Origin of the sequence: Paracoccus versutus, from assembly GCF_029909795.1 — a bacterium.
GTDB lineage: Bacteria > Pseudomonadota > Alphaproteobacteria > Rhodobacterales > Rhodobacteraceae > Paracoccus > Paracoccus versutus.
In genome coordinates, this window is sequence record NZ_CP038196.1 from 1,448,041 (window position 1) to 1,470,552 (window position 22,512).

General features: G+C 69.0%; 22 protein-coding genes. 12 read left to right on the forward strand and 10 right to left on the reverse strand.

What is annotated here, in order from left to right; translation table 11 throughout:
• Positions 1-6: 6 nt before the first annotated feature.
• Both E3U25_RS07275 and dusB read right to left on the reverse strand, forming a co-directional pair.
• The gene (locus E3U25_RS07275; protein WP_116220776.1) at positions 7-1,164 is read right to left on the reverse strand and encodes a two-component system sensor histidine kinase NtrB; all 1,158 of its coding nucleotides are present in this window, start codon (positions 1,162-1,164) and stop codon (positions 7-9) included.
• The gene (dusB, locus tag E3U25_RS07280) at positions 1,161-2,204 is read right to left on the reverse strand and encodes a tRNA dihydrouridine synthase DusB (RefSeq protein WP_116221674.1); all 1,044 of its coding nucleotides are present in this window, start codon (positions 2,202-2,204) and stop codon (positions 1,161-1,163) included. The genes E3U25_RS07275 and dusB overlap by 4 nt, the downstream gene beginning before the upstream one ends.
• 227 nt (positions 2,205-2,431) lie before the next feature.
• Here dusB and E3U25_RS07285 point away from each other — a divergent pair, with 227 nt between their 5' ends.
• The 4 genes from E3U25_RS07285 to E3U25_RS07300 all read left to right on the forward strand — a co-directional run bounded on the left by E3U25_RS07285 (position 2,432) and on the right by E3U25_RS07300 (position 7,790).
• The gene (locus E3U25_RS07285; protein ID WP_072462779.1) at positions 2,432-3,814 is read left to right on the forward strand and encodes an L-serine ammonia-lyase; all 1,383 of its coding nucleotides are present in this window, start codon (positions 2,432-2,434) and stop codon (positions 3,812-3,814) included.
• A 127-nt stretch (positions 3,815-3,941) separates the two neighbouring features.
• Positions 3,942-4,838 carry a hypothetical protein gene (locus E3U25_RS07290; RefSeq protein WP_116220775.1) on the forward strand — a complete coding sequence of 299 codons (897 nt, stop codon included), beginning with the start codon at positions 3,942-3,944 and terminating at the stop codon, positions 4,836-4,838.
• Positions 4,839-4,926: 88 nt separating this feature from the next.
• The gene (locus tag E3U25_RS07295; protein WP_116220774.1) at positions 4,927-7,128 is read left to right on the forward strand and encodes a YjbH domain-containing protein; all 2,202 of its coding nucleotides are present in this window, start codon (positions 4,927-4,929) and stop codon (positions 7,126-7,128) included.
• Positions 7,125-7,790 (forward strand): YjbF family lipoprotein, encoded by a 666-nt coding sequence (locus E3U25_RS07300; protein WP_072462776.1) that lies wholly within the window; start codon positions 7,125-7,127, stop codon positions 7,788-7,790. The genes E3U25_RS07295 and E3U25_RS07300 overlap by 4 nt, the downstream gene beginning before the upstream one ends.
• A gap of 150 nt (positions 7,791-7,940) precedes the next feature.
• Here the strand turns inward: E3U25_RS07300 and E3U25_RS07305 are convergent, their stop codons facing one another.
• The 4 genes from E3U25_RS07305 to E3U25_RS07320 form a co-directional block, all read right to left on the reverse strand.
• Positions 7,941-8,144: a hypothetical protein gene (locus E3U25_RS07305; protein WP_370362691.1), complete on the reverse strand. Its 204-nt coding sequence runs from the start codon at positions 8,142-8,144 to the stop codon at positions 7,941-7,943.
• A 214-nt stretch (positions 8,145-8,358) separates the two neighbouring features.
• On the reverse strand, positions 8,359-9,141 hold the full coding sequence (locus E3U25_RS07310; RefSeq protein WP_036754754.1) for a metal ABC transporter permease: 783 nt from the start codon (positions 9,139-9,141) through the stop codon (positions 8,359-8,361).
• A gap of 6 nt (positions 9,142-9,147) precedes the next feature.
• Positions 9,148-9,912: a metal ABC transporter ATP-binding protein gene (locus tag E3U25_RS07315; protein ID WP_116220773.1), complete on the reverse strand. Its 765-nt coding sequence runs from the start codon at positions 9,910-9,912 to the stop codon at positions 9,148-9,150.
• Positions 9,909-10,403, reverse strand: a complete 495-nt coding sequence (locus E3U25_RS07320; protein WP_116220772.1) for a Fur family transcriptional regulator — start codon at positions 10,401-10,403, stop codon at positions 9,909-9,911. Before E3U25_RS07320 ends, E3U25_RS07315 begins: the two co-directional genes overlap by 4 nt.
• 80 nt (positions 10,404-10,483) lie before the next feature.
• Here E3U25_RS07320 and E3U25_RS07325 point away from each other — a divergent pair, with 80 nt between their 5' ends.
• Positions 10,484-11,446, forward strand: coding sequence for a zinc ABC transporter substrate-binding protein (locus tag E3U25_RS07325; protein ID WP_116220771.1), 963 nt, complete (start codon positions 10,484-10,486; stop codon positions 11,444-11,446).
• Between the two features lie 168 nt (positions 11,447-11,614).
• Positions 11,615-11,791, forward strand: coding sequence for a hemin uptake protein HemP (gene hemP, locus E3U25_RS07330; RefSeq protein ID WP_010394206.1), 177 nt, complete (start codon positions 11,615-11,617; stop codon positions 11,789-11,791).
• 147 nt (positions 11,792-11,938) lie between these two features.
• Here hemP and E3U25_RS07335 read toward each other — a convergent pair whose 3' ends face one another.
• Positions 11,939-13,450: a pseudouridine synthase gene (locus tag E3U25_RS07335; protein WP_116220770.1), complete on the reverse strand. Its 1,512-nt coding sequence runs from the start codon at positions 13,448-13,450 to the stop codon at positions 11,939-11,941.
• Positions 13,451-13,558: 108 nt separating this feature from the next.
• Here E3U25_RS07335 and E3U25_RS07340 point away from each other — a divergent pair, with 108 nt between their 5' ends.
• Both E3U25_RS07340 and E3U25_RS07345 read left to right on the forward strand, forming a co-directional pair.
• Positions 13,559-14,008: a nucleoside deaminase gene (locus E3U25_RS07340; RefSeq protein ID WP_114535491.1), complete on the forward strand. Its 450-nt coding sequence runs from the start codon at positions 13,559-13,561 to the stop codon at positions 14,006-14,008.
• A gap of 95 nt (positions 14,009-14,103) precedes the next feature.
• A complete protein-coding gene (locus E3U25_RS07345; protein WP_116220769.1) occupies positions 14,104-17,538 on the forward strand; it encodes a pyruvate carboxylase in 3,435 nt (1,144 codons plus the stop codon).
• Between the two features lie 581 nt (positions 17,539-18,119).
• Here E3U25_RS07345 and E3U25_RS07350 read toward each other — a convergent pair.
• From E3U25_RS07350 to E3U25_RS07360, 3 genes are all read right to left on the reverse strand, one after another.
• Entirely contained in the window at positions 18,120-19,169 is a 1,050-nt protein-coding gene (locus tag E3U25_RS07350; protein ID WP_116220768.1) for a YeeE/YedE family protein, read from the reverse strand.
• A gap of 70 nt (positions 19,170-19,239) precedes the next feature.
• Entirely contained in the window at positions 19,240-19,563 is a 324-nt protein-coding gene (locus E3U25_RS07355; RefSeq protein ID WP_243700249.1) for an ArsR/SmtB family transcription factor, read from the reverse strand.
• A gap of 98 nt (positions 19,564-19,661) precedes the next feature.
• Complete coding sequence (locus tag E3U25_RS07360) at positions 19,662-20,027, reverse strand: thioredoxin family protein (protein WP_240540516.1); 366 nt, start codon at positions 20,025-20,027, stop codon at positions 19,662-19,664.
• Between the two features lie 120 nt (positions 20,028-20,147).
• On the opposite strand from E3U25_RS07360, the gene E3U25_RS07365 reads away from it, so the two are divergent.
• From E3U25_RS07365 to soxY, 4 genes are all read left to right on the forward strand, one after another.
• Positions 20,148-20,885 carry a cytochrome c biogenesis CcdA family protein gene (locus tag E3U25_RS07365; protein WP_036757789.1) on the forward strand — a complete coding sequence of 246 codons (738 nt, stop codon included), beginning with the start codon at positions 20,148-20,150 and terminating at the stop codon, positions 20,883-20,885.
• A gap of 13 nt (positions 20,886-20,898) precedes the next feature.
• The gene (locus tag E3U25_RS07370; protein ID WP_114535896.1) at positions 20,899-21,459 is read left to right on the forward strand and encodes a SoxW family protein; all 561 of its coding nucleotides are present in this window, start codon (positions 20,899-20,901) and stop codon (positions 21,457-21,459) included.
• A gap of 114 nt (positions 21,460-21,573) precedes the next feature.
• On the forward strand, positions 21,574-22,047 hold the full coding sequence (soxX, locus tag E3U25_RS07375) for a sulfur oxidation c-type cytochrome SoxX (protein ID WP_036757787.1): 474 nt from the start codon (positions 21,574-21,576) through the stop codon (positions 22,045-22,047).
• Between the two features lie 39 nt (positions 22,048-22,086).
• Positions 22,087-22,509: a thiosulfate oxidation carrier protein SoxY gene (gene soxY / locus E3U25_RS07380; protein ID WP_036757785.1), complete on the forward strand. Its 423-nt coding sequence runs from the start codon at positions 22,087-22,089 to the stop codon at positions 22,507-22,509.
• Positions 22,510-22,512: the final 3 nt, after the last annotated feature.

Here is a 22,512-nt window from a genome sequence, read left to right on the forward strand (position 1 = left end):
AAAACCTCAGGCTTTGGGCAGGGAGATGCGGAAAACGGTGCGACCGGAGCGCGAATCGAGCGCGATCCAGGCGCCATGGTCGGTGATGATCTTGGAAACCAGCGCCAGCCCCAGGCCGGTGCCGTTCTCGCGCCCCGAGACGAAGGGCTCGAAGACCTCGGCGATCAGCGATTCGGGGATGCCGGGGCCGTCGTCCTCGATCTCGATCTGCAGGGGCAGGCTGCGGCCCTGCGGCTCGGCCTCGGTCGGCGCCAGGCGCAGGGTGCCGTCGTAGAAGCTGCGGATGCGGATGGTGCCGCCCCGCCGCGCCCGCCCGATCGCCTCGGCCGCGTTCTTGACCAGGTTCAGGCAGACCTGCACCAGCTGGTCGGGATCGGCCAGCGCCGGCGGCAGCGAGGGGTCATAGTCGGGCACGATGCGCAGCCCCTTGCCGAAACCCACCGCGGCCGAGCGGCGCACCCGCTCCAGCACGTCATGGACGTTCACGGCCGAAAGCCGCGGCGCCGAGGTGTCGCCGAAGCGTTCCACCTGGTCCAGCAACTCGACGATGCGGCGCGATTCCGCGACGATCAGGTCGGCCAGGTCGCGGTCCTCGGCCTTGAGGTTCATGCCGATCAGCTGCGCCGCGCCGCGGATGCCGGCCAGCGGGTTCTTGATCTCATGCGCCAGCATCTCGGCCATGCCGATGGCCGAGCGCGCGGCCGAGCGCGCCGCCTGCCCCTGCCCCAGCCGCCCGGCCCCGTCGAGGGGCGAGATCAGGATCACCGTGCCCCCCGCCGGGCTGGGCGCAGGCCCGGCATGGATGGTGCCGATGCGGTCGGAATGCCCGCCGGAGCGGTCGCCGATCTCGAAACGCACGCCGGCGCGGTTCAGCGCGTCATGGCCCTCGCGCATCCGTTCCAGGATCGAGCCCAGCGTGGGCACGATGCGCAGCCGCTTGAGCATCTCGGCCCCCTCCAGCGCCTGCCCCAGCGAAGAGCGGCAGGAGATATTCAGGAAGGCCTCGGCCAGGTCGTTCATCGCCGCGATGCGGCCCTGCGCGTCCAGGATGATCGCCGGCAGCGGAAGCGCCGACCAGTTCGGCCCCACCTCTGCCGGGACAAAGCCGCCGCCGGCCTCCATCTCGGGATCGGGCAGCATGTCGGACGCGGCACGGCTGGTCATGAAGGCGCCTCAGTGGCCGGGGAGTTCTGTTCGGGGACATCGGCAGCGGGCGCATCGCCGAAGCCCGCGCGGATCGCGGACAGCGCCGCCTCGGGCGTGGGCGCGCGCAGCAGTTCGGCGCGGTTCGGGGCGCCGTTCGCCTCGGCATACCAGCCCAGGTGCTTGCGGGCGACGCGCAGGCCCAGTTCGCGCCCGTAAAGCGACAGGATGTCGTCGTAATGCTCGGCCACCGCCTCGGCCAGCCGGGCGCCCTGCGGCACCTCGGGCCGGGGCGTGCCCCAAAGCGCGTGCGCGATCTGCGCCAGCCGCCAGGGCGCGCCCTGCGCGCCGCGTCCGACCATGACCGCATCGGCGCCCGATTGCCGCAGCGCCGCGCGGGCCGAGGCCGCGTCCACCACGTCGCCGTTGGCGACCAGCGGCGGCCGGCCGGGCAGGTTCGCGACCTGGCGGATGGCGGCCCAATCGGCGCTGCCGGTATAGAACTGCGCCCGCGTGCGGCCATGCACGGTCAGCATCCGCACCCCCGCCCCGGCCGCGCGGCGCGCCAGTTCCGGCGCGTTCAGGCAATCCGCGTCCCAGCCCAGCCGCATCTTCAGCGTCACCGGCAGGTCGGGCACGGCGGCGACCACCGCGTCGATCAGCCCCAGCGCATGGTCGAGGTCGCGCATCAAGGCCGCACCCGACAGCCCCCCCGTCACCTTCTTGGCCGGGCAGCCCATGTTGATGTCGACGATGCGCGCGCCCATGCCGGCAACGATCCGCGCCGTCTCGGCCATGGCGCCCGCCTCGCGCCCGGCGATCTGGACGCTGACCGGCAATGCGCCCTCGGTCAGCGCCTTGGCGCGCACGGCGGCGCGGGTGGACGGCCGCGGCGTCACCATCTCGGTCGAGGCGACCATCTCGCTGACCATCAGCCCCGCCCCGCCATGGCGCGCGACGGCGCGGCGAAAGGCCAGGTCGGTGATCCCGGCCATGGGCGCCAGGAAGACCGGCGGGCCAAGCCGCGTGGTGCCAAGGGTGATGGGTTCGGGCAGTGTCATGGGAAAACTCGTATGCCAGTCGGCGGGAATGCGAAAGAAAACGGCTTGTGCCTGATCGGCAGGCTTTTGCGCCATGCCCGAATTTGCCGCTTTTTCATGCTTGATGCCTAAATAGTCGGCAGGCCCGGTTTCGTCAAATGTCGCGGAGCTTCAAGTCGCCTGTCGCAACCGCGCTGGCTTGGACGGGCCGCGGCGGCTAGGCTTTCCACGCCAGCTAGGAGTGCGCGATGTTTCTTTCCGTCTTCGACATCTTCAAGATCGGAGTCGGCCCTTCCTCGTCCCATACCATGGGGCCGATGGTGGCCGGAGGCCGCTTTCTGGACGCGCTGCGCCAGCAGCCGTTCCGCGCGCATGGATTGCGCGCCAGCCTGCACGGCAGCCTGGCCTTTACCGGCAAGGGCCATGCGACCGACCGCGCCACCATCCTGGGCCTGGCCGGTTTCCTGCCCGAAACCATGGATGCCGAGGCGGCCGAGGCGGCGCTGGCCCGCAACCGCGAGACGAAGATCCTGTCGCCCGAGGGGCTGGGCGAGCTGGCCTTCGATCCGGCGCGCGACCTGATCTTCGACTACGACCGCGCCCTGCCCGGCCATGCCAACGGCATGGTGCTGATGGCGACCGACCAGCAGGGCGACGTGATCTTCCGCGAGGTCTATTATTCCATCGGCGGCGGCTTCGTGATGACCGAGGGCGAGCTGGAGGCGCGCGGCGACGATACCCGCACGGATGCCTCTCCCAGGGTGCCCTTCCCCTTTGCCTCGGCCGCCGAGATGCTGGAGATGGCCGAAAGATCGGGCAAGTCCATCGCCCAGATGAAGCGCGAGAACGAGCGGGTGTATCGCAGCGACGCCGAGATTTCCGCCGGCATCCGCCGCATCTGGCAGGTGATGCGCGATTGCATGGACCGCGGGCTGGCGACGGGCGGCATCCTGCCCGGCGGCTTGTCGATCCGCCGCCGCGCGGCCGCCATCCACGAGGCGCTGAAGGCCGAATCCGGCATGAACCTGACCGCGCCGCATGTCATCAACGACTGGATGTCGATCTATGCCATGGCGGTGAACGAGGAAAACGCCGCCGGCGGCCAGGTCGTGACCGCGCCGACGAACGGCGCGGCGGGCGTGGTGCCGGCGGTGGTGCGCTATTGGCTCGACCATGTGCCCGGCGCCTCGGAGCGCCAGCTCGACGAGTTCCTGCTGACGGCGGCGGCCATCGGCGGGCTGATCAAGCACAACGCCTCGATCTCGGGCGCGGAATGCGGCTGCCAGGCCGAGGTCGGCTCGGCCTCGGCCATGGCGGCGGCGGGGATCTGCGCCGTGATGGGCGGCACGGTCACCCAGGTCGAGAACGCCGCCGAAATCGCGCTGGAGCATCACCTGGGCATGACCTGCGACCCGGTGAAGGGGCTGGTGCAGGTGCCCTGCATCGAAAGGAACGGCCTGGGCGCCATCAAGGCGGTCTCGGCGGCCAGCCTGGCCCTGCGCGGCGACGGCCAGCATTTCGTGCCGCTGGACGCCGCCATCGAGACCATGCGCCAGACCGGCCGCGACATGAGCGACAAATACAAGGAAACCTCGCTCGGCGGCCTAGCCGTCAATGTGCCCAACTGCTGAACCGCGTGCAAAGAATCGCGCAAACCGGGGGTTTGGCGCAAGCCGGGCCCTGTCGGCGCTTGCCCCAGCCCTGCCCTTCCTGTAGCCAATCAGCATAAGCAAAACCCACGGAACCGGGACAGAGCAGATGAAATTCCGTTCGGCATTCGCCGTTCTTTCGATGACTGTAGCCCTTGCCGCCTGCGGCGAACTGCCCTTCCAGTCCTCCGAACCCGAGGCCCCCGCCCATTCCGGCCCGCCCGGCGTCTCGCCGCTGGAAGCGCCGATCGAGACCGGGACCGAGGGCAAGCCCGTCGCCACCGCCGAGGCCAGCACGCTGGGCACGGCCATGTTCCGCGCCGCCGGCCCCGGCTGGACCGCGACCGCCGCCGACAAGACCGCCGTCTACGAACGGCCCGGCGCGAAATCGGTCGGCGTCACCGTGCGGCGCATGGCCTATGGCCGGGGGGTCGAGTTCATCGGCTCGATGAACGGTTCGGTCTTTGCGCTGAACATCCAGGCGGCGGAATGCGAGGCGGGCGGGCAGAAGACGCCCTTCACCGCGCGGCTGCGCGTCGGCAGCCAGCGCCTGAGCGGCTGCGCCGTGCCGACCGACACCATGCCCAAGGCGCAGGTCCGCGCCTCGTCGGCCGCGCCCAAGCCCAAGGCCCAGCCGAAACCGGCAGCGCCCGCGGCCAAGCCCGAAACCACGCCCGCGACCGCAACGCCCGAGACGGAAGCCCCCACGACGGCACCGGCACCGGCACCGGCACCGGCGGAGACCACCACCGGCACGACGCCGACCACCAACACGACGCCCGAAACGCCGGCGACCGGCAGCGCGCCGACAACCGCCCCTTCGGCGGGCAGCACGGCCGAGACGCCGGCGTCCGGCGCCGCGACCGGCGCGCCGGACGCCGAAACGCCCACGACCGACGGTTCGGCGGCGCCGGCGACCCCTCCGGCTTCCGGCGGGTCGGATACGACAAGCGGTGTCCCGGCCCCGGCCCTGATCCTGCCCGAGCCGCCCGCCCCGAGCGAATAAGCCAAGATCCGGGCGCCGTGCGGCAAGGCCCGCGCGGCGCCGGCCCACCCGCCGCCTCGCTGCGGGCCACGACCTGAGAGGAGCCGCGATGCGCGCCCATTCGATGCTTACCCGTCGCCTGCTGGCCTCGACCGTGCCAGTTGCGCTGCTTCTGGGTCTCGGCACCAGCCCGGCCCGCACCGACCCGCTGATCGGCGATGTGCTGAACAGCTACGGCCTGCCGGGCGGGGTCGAAACGCCCACGGCCGAAATGCTGCCCGACGGCACCCTGGGCGGCACCGTGTCCTACAACAAGGCGGCGCGGCGCCATAACGTGATCTTCCAGCTGCATCCGCGTATCACCACCGCGCTGCGCTATTCCCGGGTCGAAGGCATCAACGACCACAACGAGCTGGGCCATATCTGGGACCGCTCGTTCGACATCCGCTTCCAGGTCGTGGACGAACAGGGCTGGCGTCCGGCCGTGGCCATCGGCCTGCAGGACTTCCTGGGCACCGGCATCTATTCCGGCGAATACATCGTCGCCACCAAGACCATCACGCCCCGGCTGCGTGCCAGCGTCGGCATCGGCTGGGGCACGCTGGGGGGCGATCCGCGCCTGATCGAGATCGGCGACACCGGCGGCAAGCCGCAGGTCGACGAATGGTTCCGCGGCAAGGCCCGGCCCTTCGGCTCGATCACCTGGCAGGCCACCGACAAGCTGCGGCTGGTGGCGGAATATTCCAATGACAAGTATCTGGTCCGCAACCTGTTCCCCGACGGCCATGTCGAGGAGATCCCGCAGGGCGACGGCGAGCCGGGCAGCAAGCTGAACCTGGGCGCCTATTACACCTTCAGCCCCAGCTATCAGGTCGGGCTCTATACCATCGGCGGCGACATGTTCGGCGCCCAGTTCAGCTTTGCGCTGAACCCGCGCAACGCGCCCTTCCCCTCGGGGCTGGAAAAGGCGCCGGCGCCGGTCAAGCCGCGCCCCGCGCCCTCGGCCGATCCCGAGGGCTGGTCGGGCGCCTGGTCCGCAGATCCGACCGCGCAGCCGGCGATCCAGACTGCGCTGGCCGGGGCGCTGAAGGACGAGGGCCAGATCCTCGAATCCATGTCCCTGTCCGGCAACCGGGCCGAGGTGCGCATCCGCAACACCCGCTATATCCAGCAGTCCGAGGCCGTGGGCCGCACCGCCCGGCTGATGACCCGCGCGCTGCCGCCCTCGGTCGAAACGCTGGTCATCACCTCGAACACCGACGGCATGGCGACCTCGTCCGTGGTGCTGAAACGCTCGGACGTCGAGCGGCTGGAGAATACCGAGGCCGGCCGCATCGCCGATGCCTCGCAGCTGGTCGATGCCGATCCGCGGCCGGGCGACCTGGTCACGACACCGGGCCTGTTCCCGCGCTTCCGCTGGAACCTGGCGCCCTATCTGGACATCGGGCTCTTCGACCCGCAGGACCCGCTGCGCTATGAGACCGGGGCGCAGTTGAAGGCGAGCTACGAGTTCATGCCGGGGCTGATCGTCTCGGGCACCATCCGCCAGCGCGCCTTCGGCAGCATGGAGCAGCGCGGCCCCGGCATCCCCGGCCAGCGCGGCGAGCATTACACGCCCGAGGAATATGTCTCGGATCCGGCCAACGAATACCTGAACGGCGTGCCGCGCGTGCGTTCGGACACCCGCATGTATACCGGCAACGACAGCCCGACGATCCCCGAGTTGACGCTGGCCTGGTATGCCCAGCCGACCGAGGCGATCTATTCCCGCGTCACCGTCGGCCTGTTGGAGCGCGCCTATGGCGGCGTCTCGACCGAGGTGCTGTGGAAGCCGGCCAATTCGCCCCTGGCCTTCGGCGCCGAGGTGAACCGGGTCAAGAAGCGCGATTTCGAGGATGTCTTCGGCTTCCGCGACTACGAGGTCACGACCGGCCATGTCTCGGCCTATTACGAATTCGCCAATGGCTTCACCGCGCAGCTGGACGTCGGCAAATACCTGGCCGGTGACAAGGGCGCGACCTTCACCCTGACCCGCGAATTCGCCAATGGCTGGCGCATCGGCGCCTTCGCCACCAAGACCAACCTCAGCGACGAGGAATTCGGCGAGGGTTCCTTCGACAAGGGGCTGACGATCTCGATCCCGGTGGCCTGGGCCGCGGGCACGCCGACGCGGGATCGCGCAAGCAGCACGCTGCGGTCGCTGTCGCGCGACGGCGGGGCGCGCGTGAACGTGGACGGGCGGCTCTACGACAAGGTCCGGGACGCGCAATCCGTCAAACTTTACCAAGGCTGGGGGAGGTTCTGGCGATGATCGCGACCCGTATCCACAAGGCCGCCCTTTCGGCGCTGCTGATCGCCGGCCTGGCCGCCTGCGGCAACGACGATACCGGCCGGGAGGCCAACCCGCTGCTGATTGCCGCCAAGACGGCCGGCGGCACGCTGGCCGGAATGCGCGGTGGCGCGGCCCAGGAGGCCCCGGCCCCGCGCACGCCCGAGCAGATGGCCGCCGAGGCGCTGCGGGTCAACCCGGCGCCGCTGATCCTGGTGGGCTTCGAATCGCTGGGCCGCACGCAGGTCATGGCGATGACCGGCCAGAACGGCGCCATGCGCACCTATATGGCGCCCTCGAAAGAGGCGCTGATCCTGCGCGACGGCATGGTGATCGGCACGCGGGGGCTGGGCAACGACCTGTCGGTCGCCGAACCGCAGACCGAGGCGCTGATCCGCGCCGGCCGCTCGGGCTCGGCCCCGCGCGTCATGCGCTATTACAGCGGCGACGGGCTGGAACGGCCGCTGAGCTTCGACTGCACCACCGGGCCGGGACCGGCGGCGGGGGTGATCCTGGAAAGCTGCGAAGGCCACGGCGCGCGCTTCCAGAACAGCTTCATGCCGCAGGGCGGGCATCTGCCGGTGTCGCGGCAATGGCTTGGCCCGAGGCTGGGCTATATCACCATCCAGACGCTGCGCCCCTGACAGGCCGCAAGTGACGATAGGAAAACCGGCCCGCGCGGCCGGTTTTTTTATGCCAGCAGCCGAGCGGGCGACGGATGGCCGGACATGAAAAAAAGGGCTGGCCAAGGGCCAGCCCCTTCAACTTTGCGGAACCGAAGTTCCGTTCGGCGATCAGCTGTCGTCGTCGTCCGAAGCGACGGCGGCGATGACGCCCAGCAGCAGCAGAGCCGGAACGACGAGGCCAGCGTTGGTCGAAGCGGGCTTCTCGTCAACGACAACCGGCTCGACTTCAACGACCGGGGCAACATAGCCACCGGCGAGAGCGGTCGAAGCCGACAGGCCCAGGGCCAGGGCGAAGGTAGCGAATTTGGTCATGATCATGCTCCGTTCAGTACTTTGACGGCTGCCGTTGCCGGCAACATCGCTGAGACAGTCGCATAATCCCAAGGACTTGGAAAGCGGTCTTGATCGGGAAATCACGCGCGCCTCGGGCGACTGTTGCATAATAGCCAACACCCGCCGCGCTCGGCGAGATGCCGCCGCCGGATCGGCGAAAACCCGCGGGTTCCCGCCTGCCGGCCGTGGCCGGTCATCTCCTGCAAACCACTAATGTGGCTGCATAAATCATCGCCGCACAGGCCACGATCGACGGGCCCGCGGGCGTGTCGAACCAAAGGCTGGCCCAAAGTCCGCCAAAGACCGAAACCGCGCCGATCAGGGTGGCGGAACCCGCCATCCGCTCGGGCGTTGCCGAGAATCCCCGCGCCGCCGCCGCCGGCACGATCAGCATGGCCGAGATCAGCAGCGCCCCCACGATCCGAATCGCGATGGCCACCACCAGGGCCAGCGCCAGGGACAGGATCAGCCGCTCGCGCGCCGGATCGATTCCCGCCGCCATGGCCAGTTCCTCGTTGACCGAGGCCGTCACCAGCCGCTGCCAGCGCCAGATGAGCAGCCCCAGGACCGCCGCCGCGCCGGCCCAGATCCAGGCCAGGTCGGTCCGCGTCACCGCCAGGATGTCGCCGAACAGGAACGCGTCCAGCCCCACCCGCAGCGAGGGCACGAAGCTGACCCCCACCAGCCCCAGCGCCAGCGCGCTATGCGCGAGCACGCCCAGCACCGTATCCATGGACTGGCCCCGCGCCGTAAGATGCGCCACGATCAGCGCCATGGCGACGGCCACGGCCAGCGTGCCCAGATAGATCGGCAGCGAGAAGACGAAGCTCAGCGCCACGCCCAGGATCGCCGCATGGGCGGTCGAATCGCCGAAATAGGCCATGCGGCGCCAGACCACGAAGGAACCCAGCGCCCCCGTCGCCAGCACAAGGCCAAGCCCCGCCAGGGCGGCTCGGGTCAGGAAGTCGTCAAGCATGGGGCCTCAATGCGTATGGGCGCAGGCCGGGCCGTGGCGATGGCCCTCTGCGACATGGTCGTGGTCGTGATCATGGTGATGCTGGTAAAGCGCCAGCGTGCCCTGCGATTCGGCGCCGAACATGGCGCGATAGGCGGGCGCGGCGCTGACCGCCTGCGGCGTGCCCTCGCAGCAGACATGGCCGTTCAGGCACACCACCCGGTCCGAGGCGCGCATGACCACCAAGAGATCGTGGCTGACCATCAGCACGGCGACGCCGGTCTCGGCCCTGACCTCCTCGATCAGCTTGTAGAAGGCGACGATGCCGGGCTGGTCCAGGCCCTGCGTCGGCTCGTCCAGCACCAGAAGCTGCGGGTCGCCAAGCAGGGCGCGGGCCAGCAGCACGCGCTGGAACTGCCCGCCCGACAGCGCGGTGATCTGCCGCGCCTCCAGCCCCGGAACGCCGGTCCGCTCCAGCGCCGCGGCGGCCTGCGCGTCGCCCACGCGGCGCGGCAGCGACAGGAAGCGGCGCACGGTCATCGGCATGGCCCGCTCGATATGCACGCGCTGCGGCACATAGCCGATGCGCAGCCCCGGCGCCCGCTCGACCCGGCCCGAGGCCAGCGCGACATGGCCCAGAAGCGCCCGCACCAGCGTCGACTTGCCCGAGCCGTTCGGACCGACCACGGTAACGATCTCGCCGGGGCGGATCAGGAAATCGACATGGTTCAGCACCGGCAGGTCGCCGCCATGGCTGACCGACAGGTCGGTGGCACGGATCAGCGCCGTCACAGCCCGGCCTCGGAGCAGCGCGCGCAAAGGCCCAGCAGCTCGACGGTGCTGCGCTCGACGTGAAAGCCGGTGGCCCCGGCAAGCCGGTCCAGCGCCGCCCGCAGCTCGGGCGCATCGGCCTCGGCCACCTGCTCGCAGCCGCGGCAGATCAGGAAGGCCGGCGAGTGGTCGCGCTCGGTCGAAAGGCAGGCGGCATAGGCGTTCAGCCGCTGGACGCGATGGGCCAGCCCCTGCTCGACCAGGAAATCCAGCGCCCGGTAGGCGACGGGGGGCTGCTTGCCGAAGCCCTCGGCCGACAGCCGCTCCAGCACCTCATAGGCGCCCATGGCGCGATGCGATTCCAGCAGGATCTCCAGCGCGCGGCGGCGCACCGGGGTCAGGCGCACACCCTCGACCCTCGCCTGTTCCTCGGCGCGGCGCAGCACGGCTGCCGCGCAATGGGCATGGTCGTGTTCGTGAAACGGATCGGGGGGGGATTCCGGGGGGGTCATGATGTTATATCGTTACATTTTTGCTTGACGAGTTACGATATAACATAAATAACCTTGGCGTTTCTGCAAGTGAGTCCGCCATGATCCGATATTCTTCCCTTCTTCTTGCCGCCGCGTTGGGCAGCACCGCCCTGCCCGCCTGGGCCGAGGCACCGCGGGTCGTGACCGACATCCCGGTCGTCGGCGCCCTGGTGCAACAGGTCATGGGCGAGCTGGGCCAGCCCGAGATCCTGCTGCAAGCCGGCGGCGATCCGCACGACTACCAGCTGCGCCCCAGCCAGGCGCGCAGCGTGCAGGATGCCGGCCTGCTGATCTGGGTCGGCCCGGAACTGACCCCCTGGCTCGAGCGCGCGGCCACGAGCCTTTCCCCGCAGGCCGAGATGCTGACCCTGCTGCACCTGCCCGCCACGCATCGCCGGGACTATGCCGGCGATGAGCATGAGCATGAGCATGAGCATGAGCATGAGCATCATGACCACGGCCATGCCGGGGAACAGGGGCATGAAGGCCACGACCACAGTGGCACCGACCCCCATGCCTGGCTGGACCCGGCGAACGGACAAGCCTGGCTCACCGCCATCGCCGAGACCCTGTCCCGGCGCGACCCCGAGAACGCCGCCACCTATGCCGCCAATGCCGCCAGGGCCGCCGAGGAAATCGCCGCGCTGGACGCCGAGTTGCAGGCCACGCTGTCCCCCGCCCAGGGCAAGCGCTTCGTCGTCTTCCACGACGCCTATGGCTATTTCACCGAGCATTACCGGCTGGAGCCGGCGATCGCGGTCAGCCTGGGCGATGCCTCGACGCCCTCGGCCGCGCGGCTCCAGGCGATTCGCGCCGAGATCGCCGAGAATGGCGCCATCTGCGCCTTCCCCGAGGCGAATCACGACCCGAAGCTGATCGCCGCGGTGATCGAAGGCAGCGAGATTCGCCAGGGCATCGCACTCGACCCCGAGGGCACCGGCGCCACCCCCGGCGCCGGGCTTTACGCCGAAACCCTGCGCGGCATGGCCTCGGCCCTGGCCGATTGCCTGGGCACGGACTGAAATCTGCCGGAAAATAAGGGACAAGGAACAGGCGGGCCTGGAAAGGGTCCGCCTTTTCCGTTGCAAATCGGCAGGTTATGGGAAACACAATTCCCGACTATTTTCCTTTGACATCCCTTAGGAAATTTGTCAGGTTACGATCACCGCGACAGAAACGAGGAACTGGACATGACCGCGACCCGCCCCGCCGAATTCACGCGTCCCGGCGTGACCGCCCTGCAACGACTTCCCGAATATGACGCCGAATTGCTGACTGCCGGCGGCAATCAGGCGCTGATCGTGCTGGGCGACCAGGTGTACAACCTGCGCATCACCCGCGCCGGCAAGCTGATCCTGACCAAGTAAGCCGCACCCGAGGGACCGGCCCCTGCAGGCGGGCCTTCCCTCCGCATTCCGCGATGCAGCGGGGCCGCGATCGACCCGGCGTTCCGCAACGCTGCATGATGCAAGCCGGCGCGACCAGCCGCACCGGCCATTCCCAAGACGGCGCGATCAGCCGCGCCGCGGGCCTTTTCCCTCTGGTCGCGCTCCCTTTCCGGGGGCGCGACTGGTTTTGGGGGCACCGGGTTTCGCGCCAGGTTTCGCGCCGGGCTTGCCGGTCTGGAACGCGCGGGCGGGCTTGCCCTGGCCCTTGGGCTTGAAGCCCGCCTCGCCGCGCGGCTTGAAGCTGCGCTCGCCCTCGGCGGCTTTCGCGCCGCCCTTGAAGCCGGGCTGACCGCCGCGCGGACCCTTGCCGAAGGGCTTGGCATCGCGCGCGGGCTTGCCTTCGCCCTCCGGGCGGCGGGCAAAGGGCTTGCGCTCGCCATCCTCGCGCTTGGCGAAGGGCTTGCGGCCTCCGTCCTCGCGCTTGGCAAAGGGCCGCGCCCCATCCTCGCGCCGGGCGAAAGGCTTGCGTTCACCATCCTCACGGCGCGCAAAGGGCTTGCGTTCACCATCCTCGCGCGGATTGCGCGGACGGGCGTCGCCCTCGGCGCGCTTGGCGAAAGGCTTGCGCTCACCGTCTTCACGGCGCGCAAAGGGCTTGCGTTCACCATCCTCGCGCGGATTGCGCGGACGGGCGTCGCCCTCGGCCCGCTTGACGAAAGGCTTGCGCTCGCCATCCTCACGACGGGCAAAAGGCTTGCGTTCCCCACCCTCGCGGCGGGCAAAGGGCCTGCGCTCGCCATCCTCGCGCGGCTTGCGCGGGCGGTCATCGCCCTCGGCCGCGCCGCGTTCGCGGAAGCTGCGCGGCTTTTCCTCGGCCTCGCCGGTCAAGAGCCCGCCCAGCTGGTCGCGCAGCACCTTGCGCTTGACCTCGCGCACCTCGTTTTCCTCCAGCCCGGTCAGCTTGAAAGGGCCATAGCCGATGCGGATCAGCCGGTTCACGATCAGCCCGACATGGGCCATGGCACGGCGGATCTCGCGGTTGCGGCCCTCGCGGATGCCTACGGTCAGCCAGGCATTGGCGCCCTGCTGGCTGTCCAGGCTGATCTCCATCGGCGCGAATTCCTCGCCCTCGATGGTGACGCCGCGGCGCAGCGGCGCAAAGGTCAGGTCGTTCGGCTGGCCGTTCACCCGCACGCGATAGCGGCGCAGCCAGCCGGTGGTCGGCAGCTCCAGCCGGCGCTTCAGCTCGCCGTCATTGGTCAGCAGCAGCAGCCCTTCGGAATTCAGGTCCAGCCGCCCCACGGTCATCACCCGCGGCAGGTCGCGCGGCAGGGCGTCGAACACCGTCTGCCGTCCCTTTTCATCCGAGGCCGAGGTCACCAGGCCGATGGGCTTGTAGTAAAGCCACAGCCGCGTCTCCTGCGGCTCTTCCAGCGGCTTGCCGTCGACGCGGATCCTGTCCGAGGGCATCACGTCCAGCGCCGGGCTGTCGATCTTTTGCCCGTTCACCGTCACGCGGCCTTCCAGGATCATCCGCTCGGCCTCGCGGCGAGAGGCGGCGCCGGCGCGCGCCATCACCTTGGCGATGCGCTCTGCCTTGGCGGCGGGTTTCGGGGCGGATTCGGGCGTGTCGGTCATGGCGATCTCCTGCGCATCTCTGCGGTGGCAAAGCGGTGCTTCTACGCTTAATGCCGCAGGATGGAAAGCAGTTCTTGCGCAAGCGGCAGGCGCGGGCGAAAAGCGCGCATGGATTTTGCCTCGCACATGCCCGCAGCCCTGGACCAAGCCCGCGCCGCCGCAAGGCGCGGCGAGGTGCCGGTGGGCGCGGTGCTGACCGGCGCCGACGGCCAGGTGCTGGCCCAGGCCGGCAACCGCACGCGCGAGTTGCGCGACCCCACCGCCCATGCCGAGATCCTGGCGATCCGCGCCGCCTGCGCCGCCCTGGGTTCGGAACGCCTGCCCGGCGCGCGGCTCTGGGTCACGCTCGAGCCCTGCCCGATGTGCGCCGCCGCCATCTCGGCCGCGCGGATCGCGGTGCTCTATTACGGCGCCGAGGATCCGCGCATGGGCGGCGTGCGCCATGGCGCGCGGGTCTTCGACCATCCGCAATGCCATCACCGGCCAGAGATCATCGACGGCATTTCGGCAGAAGAATCGCGGCGGCTGCTGCAAGACTTCTTTCGCGAACGTCGGTGAGATGAGAAAAGCCGCGTCATGAAACCGTCGCGAAGGGTGCTTGCGCTGCACCGCAGCATGGATAGGATGCCCACCGGGCGAACATGGGGGGACTGATGTTCCGAAAGATCTTGGTAGCGAACCGTGGTGAGATAGCGATCCGCGTGATGCGGGCTGCGAACGAGTTGGGCAAGAAGACGGTCGCGGTCTATGCCGAGGAAGACAAGCTGAGCCTGCACCGCTTCAAGGCGGACGAGGCCTACCGCATCGGCGGCGGCCTGGGGCCGGTGGCGGCCTATCTCAGCATCGCCGAGATCATCCGCGTCGCCAGGGAATCGGGCGCCGATGCCATCCATCCGGGCTACGGGCTGCTCTCCGAAAACCCCGATTTCGTCGATGCCTGCCAGGCCGCCGGCATCGCCTTCATCGGGCCTTCCTCGGACACCATGCGCGCGCTCGGCGACAAGGCCAGCGCCCGGCGCGTGGCCATCGCGGCCGGGGTGCCGGTGATCCCGGCGACCGCGGTGCTGGGCGAGGATTTCGACGCGATCAGGCGCGAGGCGGCCGGGATCGGCTATCCCCTGATGCTCAAGGCCAGCTGGGGCGGCGGCGGGCGCGGCATGCGCCCGATCATGACCCCCGAGGAGCTGCCCGAGAAGGTGCGCGAGGGACGGCGCGAGGCCGAGGCCGCCTTCGGCAATGGCGAGGGCTACCTGGAAAAGATGATCCTGCGCGCCCGCCATGTCGAGGTGCAGCTCTTGGGCGACAGCCATGGCGGGCTCTATCATCTCTATGAGCGCGACTGCACCGTGCAGCGCCGCAACCAGAAGGTGGTCGAGCGCGCCCCGGCGCCCTACCTGACCGAGGCACAGCGCCAGGAAGTCTGCGGCCTGGCGCTGAAGATCGGCCGCGCCGTCGGCTACCAGAACGCCGGCACCGTCGAGTTCCTGATGGATATGGACAGCCAGGCCTTCTACTTCATCGAGGTGAACCCGCGCGTCCAAGTCGAGCATACCGTGACCGAGGAGGTCACCGGCATCGACATCGTGCAGTCCCAGATCCTGGTCGCCGAGGGCGCGACGCTGGCCCAGGCCACCGGCGTCGCCCGGCAGGAGGACGTGCACCTGAACGGCCACGCCCTGCAATGCCGGGTCACGACCGAGGATCCGCTGAACAGCTTCATCCCCGACTACGGCCGCATCACCGCCTATCGCTCGGCCACCGGCAACGGCATTCGCCTGGACGGCGGCACCGCCTATTCCGGCGGCGTCATCACCCGCTATTACGACAGCCTGCTGGTCAAGGTCACGGCCCATGCCCAGACCCCGGAAAAGGCCATCGCGCGCATGGACCGGGCCCTGCGCGAGTTCCGGGTGCGCGGGGTGGCGACGAACATCGAATTCGTCATCAACCTCTTGAAGCACCCGACCTTCCTCGACGACACCTATACCACCAAGTTCATCGACACCACGCCGGACCTGTTCGCGTTCCGCAAGCGCCGCGACCGGGCGACGAAGCTCTTGGTCTACCTGGCCGACATCACCGTGAACGGCCATCCCGAGACCGCCGGCCGCCCCCGCCCGCCGGCCGAGGCCCGCATCCCGGTGCCGCCCCGGCCCCAGGCCGAGCCCGCCCCCGGCACCCGCCAGCTGCTGGAGCAAAAGGGCGCCAAGGCCGTCGCCGACTGGATGCTGGACCAGAAGCGCCTGCTGATCACCGACACCTCGATGCGCGACGGGCACCAGTCGCTGCTGGCGACGCGCATGCGCTCGATCGACATGATCCGGGTGGCGCCCAGCTATGCCGCGAACCTGCCCGGCCTGTTCTCGGTCGAATGCTGGGGCGGCGCCACCTTCGACGTCGCCTATCGCTTTCTGCAGGAATGCCCCTGGCAGCGGCTGCGCGACATCCGCGCCCGCATGCCCAACCTGATGACGCAGATGCTGCTGCGGGCCAGCAACGGCGTCGGCTACACCAACTATCCCGACAACGTGGTGCAAAGCTTCGTCGCCCAGGCGGCCAGGACCGGGGTCGACGTGTTCCGGGTCTTCGACAGCCTGAACTGGACCCCGAACATGCGCGTCGCCATGGATGCGGTGATCGAAAGCGGCAAGATCTGCGAGGGCACGATCTGCTATACCGGCGACCTGCTCGATCCCGCGCGCGCGAAATACGACCTGCAATATTACCTCAGGATGGCGCGCGAGCTCAGCGATGCCGGCGCGCATATCCTTGGCCTCAAGGACATGGCCGGGCTCTTGAAGCCCGCCTCGGCCGCCATCCTGGTCCGCGCGCTGAAGCAAGAGATCGGCCTGCCGGTGCATTTCCACACCCATGACACCGGCGGGCTCAGCGGCGCCTCGATCCTGGCCGCGGCCGAGGCCGGGGTGGATGCGGTGGATTGCGCCATGGATGCGCTCTCGGGCAATACCTCGCAGCCCTGCCTGGGCTCGGTGGTCGAGGCGCTGCGCCACACCGACCGCGACACCGGGCTGGACATCGAGGCGATCCGCCGGATCTCGAACTACTGGGAGGCGGTGCGCGAGCATTACGCCGCCTTCGAGAGCGGCTTGCAGGCCCCGGCCTCGGAGGTCTGGCTGCACGAGATGCCCGGCGGCCAGTTCACCAATCTCAAGGCGCAGGCGCGCTCGCTCGGGCTCGAGGAGCGCTGGCACGAGGTCGCCCAGGCCTATGCCGAGGTGAACCGGATGTTCGGCGACATCGTCAAGGTCACGCCCAGCTCCAAGGTGGTGGGCGACATGGCGCTGGTGATGGTGGCGCAGGGGCTGAGCCGCGCGCAGGTCGAGGACCCGGCGGTCGAGGTCGCCTTCCCCGATTCGGTCGTGGACATGATGCGCGGCAACCTGGGCCAGCCCCCCGGCGGCTGGCCCGAGGCCTTGCAAGGGAAGGTGCTGAAGGGCGAGGCACCGCTGACCGCCCGCCCCGGCGCGGCGATGCCGCCGGTCGACATCGCGGCCGCCCGCGCCGAGCTGGTCCGCCAGCTGGAAGGCAAGGCGGTCGACGACGAGGACCTGAACGGCTACCTGATGTATCCCAAGGTGTTTTTGGACTACATGGGCCGGCACCGGCAATACGGCCCGGTCCGGGTTCTGCCGACTCGGGCCTTCTTCTACGGCATGGAGCCGGGCGAGGAGATCGAGGCCGAGATCGACCCCGGCAAGACGCTGGAGATCCGGCTGCAGACCGTGGGCGAGACCGACGAGAAGGGCGAGGTCAAGGTCTTCTTCGAGCTGAACGGCCAGCCGCGGGTGATCCGGGTTCCGAACCGGCTGGTGAAGGCGCAGACCGCCGCCCGTCCCAAGGCCGATCCGGGCAACGAGGGCCATCTCGGCGCCCCCATGCCCGGCGTCGTCGCCTCGGTCGCCGTCGCCCAGGGGCAGAAGGTCAACCCCGGCGACCTGCTGCTGACCATCGAGGCGATGAAGATGGAAACCGCCATCCACGCCGACAGAGCCGGCCTGATCAAGACCCTCCACGTCAGGCCAGGTGAACAGATCGACGCAAAAGACCTCATGATAGAGATGGAGTGACGAAAGGGAACGGCCCGGCGCGCAGAAGCGCAGGGGCCGTTCCGGCGAAGCGATGCAGCGGGGCCGCGGCCGGATCGCGTGCCGTCGCCCTGCCGCGCCTTCGGCCGCGGCCCGGAAAAGGCGATGCCGTCCCCTGCCAAGTACTTGCCGGACCGGGGGGCGGCCTCGCTTTTCCGGTGATTGCTTTCGGGGGTAGCGAGGCCGACCCTTGGCACAGCCGAGACAGGCTGGTGATCCGTGCGACGCAGACGGGGCCGGCCGGCACCAGGCTTCAGTCCACGGCGTTCTGGAAGCCGCCGATCAGGCGGAGCGATCCGAATGCAGCACCGGCCGCGAGGATGATCAGGGCGGTGGGACCGGACCCTGGCGCAGCCACGGCAGGCCAGCGATCCGCGCGACGCAGGCGGGGCAGGCCGGCACCAGGCTTCAGTCCACGGCGTTCTGGAAGCCGCCGATCAGGCGGCGCAGCCCGAATGCGGCACCGGCGGCGATGGCGATCAGGGTGGTGGGACCGACCCCTGGCGCAGCCGCGGCAGGCTGGCGATCCGCGCGACGCAGGCAGGGTCGGCCGGCGCCAGGTTTCAGTCCACGGCGTTCTGGAAGCCGCCGATCAGGCGGCGCAGCCCGAATGCAGCACCGGCGGCGATGGCGATCAGGGTGACGGGGCCGGACCAGGCCAGGGCCGCGAAGGCCGAGACCCCCTGCCCGACCGAACAGCCCATCGCCACCACGCCGCCCGCGCCCATCAGCGCCGCGCCGCCGACCTGCCGGCCCAGTTCGCGGGGATCCTCGCAGGCCTCCCATTTGAACAGGCCGCGGATCATCGAGCCGATCAGCGCCCCGGCCATGACGCCCACGACCGAGCCCACGGAAAAGGTGATCCCGCCCGCGGTCGAGGTCATCAGGTAGATCAGCGTCCGGCCCACCGGCGCGGTGAACGAGGGCCCCTCGATCTGGACCGCGCCCAGGCTGTGGTCGTAAAGCCAGCTGGTGCCGAAGAAGCACCAGCTGACCGCCAGGCCCGCAGCGGCGCCCCAGGCGATCATCTGCGGCCTTGCCCGCAGCGGCGCATATCCCAGCCCCCAGGCCAGTGCCCCGGCACCGAACAGCGCCACCGTCAGCGGCGCCGGCAGGCCGAGCAGGCCCAGGTCGTGGACGATGCCCTGCGGGCCGCTTGCCTCGGGCTGGGGGAACAGCAGCACGCGCAGCGGCGCCAGCGGCCCGGACAGGACGATGAAGCCGATGATTGCCATCACCACCACCACCACCAGCGAGCGCAGGTCGCCGCTGCCGAAGCGCACCAGCGCGCCGAAGCCGCAATTCCCGGCCATGGCCATGCCATAGCCGAACACCAGCCCGCCGACGATCGAGGCCAGCGGGTTCCAGCGGATGGTGTGGTAGAAGCTGTTCTCCAGCTCGATCCAGCCCACCAGGGCCAGCGCCTGCGTCGTCAGGATGGCCACCCCCAGCACCACGCCCCAAAGCCGCAGCCGCCGGGCGTCCTTGCCATAGACCGCCGATTCCAGCGCGCCGAGCGTGCAGAAGTCCCCAAGCCGTGCGGCAAGTCCCAGCACGATCCCGCCTGCCAGCCCTACCAGGGCGGCGAGCAATCCATAGGGCAGCTCATCCATCGCATCTCTCCCATTCCCGCGGAAATCCGGTTCCGCGGCCTCCCGGCACCGCCCCCGCCTCCCCGCGGGATCAGCAATCCGTCCCGAACAGCTTTTTCAGAACGACAAGCAAGTCAACGACCTTGGGATCGAGGATCGAATAAAAGATCGTCTGCCCGTCGCGCCGCGCGCTGACCAGTCCTTCGTGGCGCAGCCGCGCCAGTTGCTGGCTGACCACGGCCTGGCGCGAGGACAGCAGATTCTCCAGCTCGGTCACGCTTTTCGGGCCGCTCATCAGATAGCACAGGATCATCAGGCGGCCGTCATGGCCAAGCGCTTTCAGAAAGGTCGAGGCATCGTTCGCAGCCTTGATCAGCGCGTCGAAATCGGCTTCCTGTTCCGGTTCCTGCCGGATGTTCTCGATACCGCCCAAGGGCTCATCCCCATTCCCTTCGGTCCCTAAATGCCGGGTAAGCCGGCGCGCGGCAACCCAAACCGGAGGGCTGGGCCAATTTATCGCGGATCGGTGGTGGAATCAGGCTCGGCCTGGCCGATCAGCCGGGCGAGCATGGGCCAGAAGAAGTCCTCGCCCGGATAGCCTTCCAGGCGGCCGAACTCGACCTCGCCGGCCATCAGCACGAAGGTAGGGGTGAAGGTCACGGGCCGCGCCAGCTCGACGCCCGAGGGCAGGGGGTCGCGCATCTGCAGCCGCTGCACCGGCGCGGCCCTGCCCTCGTCGGTCAGCGGATATTGCGGCGCGATCTCGGCGTCCCAGCGCGCGCAATAAAGGCAGCCGGGCTGTTCGAACATCAAGAGCCGCAGCTCTGCCGCCCATGCCGTCCCGGCCGGCCATGCCGCAGCAAGCAGCGCCAGCAGCATGGGCTTGGATAGGGGGATTCCAGAACAGGATTGACGCCATAATTTGAACATAGGAATATTCTAATATAACGCCGGCCGCCGGGCAAGCATCGGCAGCACGGCAAGTTGCGGGGGGTAACGATGCTGGATGTCACCTATGGCGGGGCCGCGCTGGCGGGGCTGCTTTCCTTTCTTTCGCCCTGCATCCTGCCGATGGTGCCGTTCTACCTGTCCTATATGGCGGGGGCGTCGGTGCGCGAATTGCGCGACGGCGGCACGGTGGCGCCGGGCGCGCGCCGGCGGATGGTGCTGCGCGCGCTGGCCTTTGCCCTGGGCGTGACGACGATCTTCCTGCTGCTGGGGCTGGGGGCCACGGCATTGGGCAAGGCCTTCGCGCAATGGAAGGAAACCCTGTCCTGGGTCGCCGCCGGGGTGCTGATCCTGTTCGGCCTGCATTTCCTGGGCGTGCTGCGGATCGGCCTGCTTTACCGCGAGGCGCGGGTGCAGACCGAGGCCAAGCCCTCGACCCTGATCGGCGCCTATGTGATGGGGCTGGCCTTCGGCTTCGGCTGGACGCCCTGCGTGGGGCCGGCACTGGCGGCGATCCTGATGGTGGCCTCGGGCATGGGCGAGTTGTGGCGGGGCGGGCTGCTGCTGGTGGTCTACGGCCTGGCGATGACCCTGCCCTTCGTGCTGGCGGCCTTTTTCGCGGCACCGTTCCTGTCCTGGGTCGCGCGGCACCGCGCGATGATGGGGCATGTGGAAAAGGCGATGGGGGTCATGCTGATCGTCTTCGGCATCCTGATCGCCACCAATTCCGTCAACGCCATCGCCGATTGGATGATTCGCAACTTCGACTGGACAGCCACGCTTACCTGAGAGGAGCCCGACCATGACACCGATCCGCGCCCTGGCCGCCTGCCTGCTGCTGGCGGCAGCACCCGCAGCCGCCGCCGAAATCGGCGACGACGGCCTGCACAAGCCCACCTGGCTGCGCGAGACCTTCAAGGATCTGCGCGAGGATCTGGCCGAGGCCAATGCGCAGGACAAGCGCCTGCTGATCCTGGTCGAGCAGCGCGGCTGCATCTATTGCGCCGAGATGCACGAGAAGGTCTTTCCCGACCCCGAGATCGACGCGCTGATCCGCGACGGCTATTTCGTCGTCCAGATGAACCTGTTCGGCGATGTCGAGGTCACGGATTTCGACGGCACCGCCCTTTCGGAAAAGGACATGGCCGTGCGCTGGGGCGTCATGTTCACGCCGACGATGATCTTCCTTCCCGAGGAAGTGCCGGCCGACAAGACCGCCGCCCAGGCCGCCGTGGCGATGATGCCGGGAGCGTTCGGCAAGGGCACGACCAGCGCCCTGCTGACCTGGGTCCGGGCGCATGGCTATGAAAATGGCGAGCATTTCCAGAAGTTTCTGGCCCGCGAACTGGAACGCAAGGACTGATCCGGCCCCTTCGGACCGGCATACATATAAATATTCAAAAATTGCTATATTTATGTTGTAAGGACCGGCGTCCATTCGCTATCATCAACCCAGGGAGAGCACAGGGAGGACAGCATGAGCAGCCATCTATGGTATGCGTCGGTGGTGGCCATGGCCATCGCGACGCCTGCCATCTGTGAAACGGCACCTAAGGAAGTGGTCTATGTCGAAGGCGCGGTCGAGGCTTCCCTGACCGGCGCCCCAGGCAACCCCGAGGAAGGGGTTCGGGTCATGACCACCAACGCGCTTGGCAACTGCGTGGCCTGCCACCAGATCGGGGCGCTGCCGGACGTCGAGTTTCCGGGCACCATCGCCCCGCCGCTGGACGGCGCCGGCGATCGCTGGACCGAGGCCCAGCTGCGCGGCATCGTCGCCAATGCGAAGATGACCTTCGAGGGCACCTTCATGCCGGCCTTCTACAAGGTGGACGGCTTCGTCCGGCCCGGCGACGGCTTCACCGGCAAGGCCGGGGCCGAGCCGCTGGCCCCCATCCTGAACGCACAGCAGATCGAGGATGTCGTGGCCTTCCTCGTGACGCTGAAGGAATGACGCCTGATCTCTACAGGCCCGACAATCAAGGAGAAAGACATGATCCTTTCAAGACGTGAGGCGCTCTGGATCGGCTTTGGCGGGCTTGCCGCCGCCGCCCTGCCGGGCAAGGCCGTGATGGCGAGCACCGTTGACGAGTTGACCGCGGCCTTCACCGGCGGCGCGGCCGCGGGCGAAGGCGGGATTACCCTGACCGCCCCCGAGATCGCCGAGAACGGCAATACCGTGCCGATCGAGGTCAGCGCCCCCGGCGCGGTGTCGGTCATGCTGCTGGCGGCGGGCAACCCCGAGCCGGCGGTCGCCACCTTCAACTTCGGTCCCGCCGCCGCCGACCAGCGCGCCGCGACCCGCATCCGCTTGGCCCAGACCCAGGACGTGATCGCGCTGGCGAAGATGGGCGACGGTTCGATCGTGAAGGCCCAGACCACCGTCAAAGTCACCATCGGCGGCTGCGGCGGCTGAGTC